6 protein-coding genes are annotated in these 4,095 nt (G+C 68.4%); 4 read left to right on the top strand and 2 right to left on the bottom strand.

Annotated elements, in window-relative coordinates:
- The 4 genes from RDU12_RS13415 to gltX form a co-directional block, all read left to right on the top strand.
- Positions 1 to 285, top strand: a 285-nt coding sequence (locus RDU12_RS13415) for a flagellar assembly protein FliX (protein WP_308685108.1), incomplete at its 5' end; no start/stop codon positions are given.
- A gap of 180 nt (positions 286 to 465) precedes the next feature.
- Positions 466 to 894: an RNA polymerase-binding protein DksA gene (gene dksA / locus RDU12_RS13410; protein ID WP_300293408.1), complete on the top strand. Its 429-nt coding sequence runs from the start codon at positions 466 to 468 to the stop codon at positions 892 to 894.
- Positions 895 to 904: 10 nt separating this feature from the next.
- Positions 905 to 1,750 (top strand): alpha/beta hydrolase-fold protein, encoded by an 846-nt coding sequence (locus RDU12_RS13405; RefSeq protein ID WP_308685106.1) that lies wholly within the window; start codon positions 905 to 907, stop codon positions 1,748 to 1,750.
- Positions 1,751 to 1,802: 52 nt separating this feature from the next.
- Positions 1,803 to 3,137 carry a glutamate--tRNA ligase gene (gltX, locus tag RDU12_RS13400; protein WP_300292812.1) on the top strand — a complete coding sequence of 445 codons (1,335 nt, stop codon included), beginning with the start codon at positions 1,803 to 1,805 and terminating at the stop codon, positions 3,135 to 3,137.
- 77 nt (positions 3,138 to 3,214) lie between these two features.
- Here gltX and RDU12_RS13395 read toward each other — a convergent pair whose 3' ends face one another.
- Positions 3,215 to 3,505, bottom strand: a complete 291-nt coding sequence (locus RDU12_RS13395) for a hypothetical protein (protein ID WP_300292810.1) — start codon at positions 3,503 to 3,505, stop codon at positions 3,215 to 3,217.
- 129 nt (positions 3,506 to 3,634) lie between these two features.
- On the bottom strand, positions 3,635 to 4,095 hold a 461-nt coding region (locus tag RDU12_RS13390; RefSeq protein ID WP_308685103.1), incomplete at its 5' end, for a TIGR00730 family Rossman fold protein.

Here is a 4,095-nt window from a genome sequence, read left to right as displayed (position 1 = left end):
GCCGGCGTGTCCGCCCTGATGGCCCTGCAAGGGGTCGAGGACGCCACGGAGCGCCGTCGGCGCGCCATCCGCCGCGGCGGCGGGCTGCTGGACCGGCTGGACGAGCTCAAGCTGGCCCTGCTGGCCGGTGAGTCGGGCGAGGGGACGCTGGAACGCCTCAACCGCAGCCTGAGCGAGGAACGTCCGGTCGACGCCGATCCGGGCCTCAACAGCCTGCTGGACCAGATCGAACTGCGGGCGGCGGTGGAGTTGGCCAAGGCCGATCTTCGCCGCAGCGCAGCATAAGCCGGTGAAATCTTTCGCAAAAGCGTGATCTCTGGGCGGCGGGTGATGAAGAAATGTCACGCTCGCCCGTGGATGGGCCTGTAGCCGGTCACGCTCGCGCGAGCGTTGTTGCCGCGACTCTTCGCCATCCCTATACGCAGCACTGCGCCACAGGGGGGCGCTGTTGAAAGCGTGAGTGCGATGAACGCATTGGCGTCTGTGATTGAGCCGAACGGTTATCGGCCAACCGAGGACGAGCCGTTCATGAATGAACGGCAACTGGCCTACTTCAAGGCCAAACTCCTGGCCTGGAAGGACGAGATCCTTCGTGAGTCCAAGGGCACCGTGGTCAACCTGAAGGCGGAGACGGAGAATCATCCGGATCTGGTCGATCGGGCGTCGTCCGAATCCGACCGCGCCCTCGAGCTGCGGACCCGCGACCGTCAGCGCAAGCTGATCTCCAAGATCGATGAGGCTTTGCGGCGGATCGAGGACGGCTCCTACGGCTACTGCGAGGAAACCGGTGAGCCGATCAGCCTCGGACGGCTGGAAGCCCGCCCGACCGCGACCCTCTCGGTCGAGGCCCAGGAGCGGCACGAGCGTCGCGAACGCGTCCACCGCGACGACTGAGGCGGTGACCGTGAGGCGTCTGGCTCCGGCCATCGTCGCCCTGGCCCTGCTGACGGGCTGTGCGGTCGCGCCGGCTGGTCCCGCCGAGGTCGTGCCGCTGAACCATCTGCCCGCGCTGACCGGCGACTATTTCCGGGTGGAGTCGCGCGAGGTCGGTCGAGCCTTCCACATCTATGTGCGGCTGCCGGACGGCTACGACCCCGCCGCCGCTAACGCCTGGCCCACCGTCTATCTGACGGACGGCGACAGCCTGTTCCCCATTCTGGCGGCCAATCACCTGTTCCTGACCTATGACGACGGCCTGCCCGAGGCCATCGTTGTGGGCGTCGCCTACGGCGGCTTCGATCCGGCGACCAACCGGCGCAGCATCGACTTCCAGACCCCGGGCGCCGGCGTGTCGGCCGGGCAGGCCGGAGCCGGGGCGTTCCAGCGCTTCCTCAAGACCGAGCTGATCCCCGACATCGAGCGCCGCTACCGCTCCGATCCGTCGCGGCGGGTCCTGTTCGGCCAGTCGCGCGGCGGCGCCTTCGTGCTGTATTCGGCCGTGACCGACCCGGATCTGTTCTGGGGACGGATCGCCAGCAATCCCTCGATCACGCCGGGCATCGAATCCCTGCTGGAGTCGGCTGCGCCGTCCGCGCGGAGTGATCTGGGTCTGGTCGTGGTCAGCGGGACCCGCGATCGGGCCGACCTGCAGGCGGAGGCGGCCCGATGGCTGTCGGCGTGGGGCGCGCGCACGCAGCGGCCCTGGCGTCTGCGGGGCGAGCGGGTGGAGGGCGGCACGCACGCCGCGAACGCGCCCGACGCCTATCGGCGAGGCATGAACTGGCTGTTCGAGGCGGAGCCCGCGCCTTGACTTGACCGCCCGGGAGCGCGACCTACCGCGCCTCGCGTTTCAAGGTCACCCGATGTCCGTCAAGGTTCGTTTCGCCCCGTCGCCGACGGGAAAACTGCACGTAGGCAATGTGCGCACCGCCCTGGTGAACTGGATGTTCGCGAAAGGGCAGGGCGGCGCGTTCGTCCTGCGCATCGACGACACCGACCTGGCCCGCTCCACGCCCGAGTTCGAACAGGGCATCGAGGACGACCTGACCTGGCTGGGCCTCGTCTGGGACGAACGCCACAACCAGTCGAAGCGGTTCAACCGCTATGAGGAAGCCGCGGCGCGGCTGAAGGCCGCCGGGCGGCTCTATCCCTGCTACGACACCTCCGAAGAGCTCGACCGGCGCCGCAAGGTGCAGCTGTCGCGCGGCTTGCCGCCCATCTACGACCGCGCCGCCCTGGACCTGACCGAGGCGGAGAAGGCGGCGTACGAGGCCGAAGGCCGCAAACCGCACTGGCGTTTCAAACTGGACGGCCGTCGCGTGGCCTGGGAAGACCTGTCGCGCGGACACGCCGAGGTCGACACCGCCTCGATGTCCGATCCGGTCCTGATCCGCGAGGACGGCCTGTTCCTCTACACCCTGCCGTCGGTGGTCGACGACATCGACATGGCCATCACCCACGTCATCCGGGGCGAGGACCATGTCACCAACACCGGCGCCCAGATCGAGATCTTCGAGGCGCTCGGCGGACCGGTCCCCGCCTTCGCCCACATGCCGCTGCTGGTCGGGGCCGACGGCCAGGCCCTGTCCAAGCGTCTGGGCTCCCTGTCGATCGCCGAGATGCGCGACCAGGGCTATGAGCCGATCGCCATCACCAGCCATCTCGGCCGCATCGGCACGTCGGACCCGCTCGAAGTCGGGGCGTCGATCGACGCCTTGGGCGAGAGCTTCTCCTTCTCCAAAATGGGCCGGTCGCCGGCGCGCTACGACACCGCCGACCTCGACCGGCTGAACGCCCAGGCCCTGCACGCAATGGACTATGCGACGGCGCGGCCGAGGCTCGCGGCGCTGGGTTCCGAGATGGGCGAGGAGGTCTGGAACATCCTTCGGCCGAACCTTCAGAAGTTTGCCGATATCCTTGATCTTGAACGAATCATAAGCGGTCCGGTCACGCCTGTGATCGAAGAGCCGGCCTTCGCCGCGGCGGCGCTGGAGGTGCTCCCCGCCACGCTCGACGCCGACGCCTGGTCGGTCTGGACCAGCGCCGTCAAGGAGCGCACCGGGGCCAAGGGCAAGGCGCTGTTCATGCCGCTGCGCCACATCCTGACCGGTCAGGCCCACGGCCCGGACATGGCCAGCCTCGTGCCGCTGATCGGCCGCGACCGCATCGTCAAACGCTTGAGCGGCGAAACCGCCTGATCGACCCCCACTGGCCGCAAAAAGGGCCGCCCCTCGGAAAGGGCGGCCCTTGTCTTTGGTCGACAGCTGCGCGCCGATCAGGCGTTGCAGGCGGCCACTTGCTCGGCCGTCAGTTCGACGCCCTTGTAGGTGAAGGCGGTCACGGCGCCGAAGCGGGCCACGACCCGGCGGCAGGCGCGCGAGGCGGGCTGGTTGGCGCCGCCGTTGGCGGTGCAGGTCGCGCCTTCACAGCGCCAGGCGGCGCCGTCGATGATGGTGCGTTCGGCCGGAGCCTTGGACGCGTCGGCGAGGACGGCGCTCGAGACGGGGGCGTTGGCGAAGGCCGGGGCGGCGACGAACAGGGCCGCGGCGATAAGCAGAGCACGCATGGGGGAGGTCTCCGAAGATGGCAGGGGCGTGGATCCGCCCGACGACGTCAGTGTCCGTTGTTATTCGAAACTGTCAAGCCGCGTTTTCAAAAGAAACGCACGGCCTCTGACTACATGACCAGTGATTACTTATCGCTGATCATGTTGCAAGTGAGGCAGATCGTCCGCCGCCCGCACCGCCTCGATCGCTTCCGCCACAGTGTTGCAGACGGTCCACGCCTGCCGGAACGAGGCGGGCGTCATGCCCTCCTCGATGCCGTGCTCCATCGCCGCCAGCAGAGTATCCCAGAAGCCGTTCAGATTCAGGAAGATCACCGGCTTTGCATGCAGGTCGAGGCGCTTCCACGACAGCACCTCGATGGCCTCCTCCAGCGTACCGACGCCGCCCGGCGCCACCACGAAGGCGTCGGACTGATCGTACATGATGGTCTTGCGCTCGTGCATCGACGGCACGACCAGGGTCTCGACCTCGTCGAACAGCCGCTCGCGGCTGCGCAGGAAGCCGGGCATGACCCCCAGCACCCGTCCCCCCGCAGCGTGCGCCGCCCGCGCGGAGGCCCCCATCAGCCCGACGCCGCCGCCGCCGTAGA

Origin of the sequence: Brevundimonas sp. (genome assembly GCF_031082345.1) — a bacterium.
GTDB lineage: Bacteria > Pseudomonadota > Alphaproteobacteria > Caulobacterales > Caulobacteraceae > Brevundimonas.
This window is presented reverse-complemented; position numbering and strand designations above follow the sequence as displayed.